1 pseudogene is annotated in these 602 nt (G+C 52.8%); it reads left to right on the top strand.

Annotation, left to right across the window (positions count from 1 at the left end):
- Positions 1-602, top strand: a pseudogene (locus C4N23_RS13720) (VirB4-like conjugal transfer ATPase, CD1110 family); the annotation flags it as partial.

Below are 602 nucleotides of genomic sequence, written 5' to 3'. Positions count from 1 at the left end.
GATGTTCGTGCTGAGTACAGCCAGATGCTGCGGCAGCAGCTTGCCAAGGGCAATAATGGTCTGACCAAGACCAAATTCATCACCTTTGGTGTGGAGGGCGAAAGCATGGCACAGGTCAAGCCCCGGCTTGACCACATCCAGAACGATTTGCTGAACAACTTCCACCGGCTGGGGGTGCAGGCAAAGCCCCTGAACGGTGTCCAGCGGCTGAAACTCATGCACGATATGTTCAACATGGACGGTGCATCCAAGTTTCATTTTGACTGGAAAGACCTTGTGAAAAGCGGCCTTTCCGTGAAGGATGCCATTGCACCCACCGCCTTTGCCTTCAAAAATTCCCGGACGTTCCAAATGGGCGGCATCTTTTGCGCTGCCAGCTTTCTGAGCATCACGGCATCCGACATCAGCGACCAGCTTTTGAAGGATTTTCTGGACATGGATTCCAGCCAGATTGTCACCATGCACATCCAGAGTGTCGATCAGAACCGTGCCATCAAGACCGTCAAGCGCACCATCACGGAACTGGATCGCAGCAAGATCGAGGAACAGAAGAAGGCAATCCGTGCCGGATATGATATTGACATCATTCCGTCGGATTTGGC

The sequence above is a fragment of the Faecalibacterium hattorii genome (assembly GCF_003287455.1).
Classification (GTDB): Bacteria; Bacillota; Clostridia; order Oscillospirales; family Ruminococcaceae; genus Faecalibacterium; species Faecalibacterium hattorii.
Note: the sequence above shows the minus strand (reverse complement) of the source record. Positions and strands in the feature narration are given on the sequence as shown.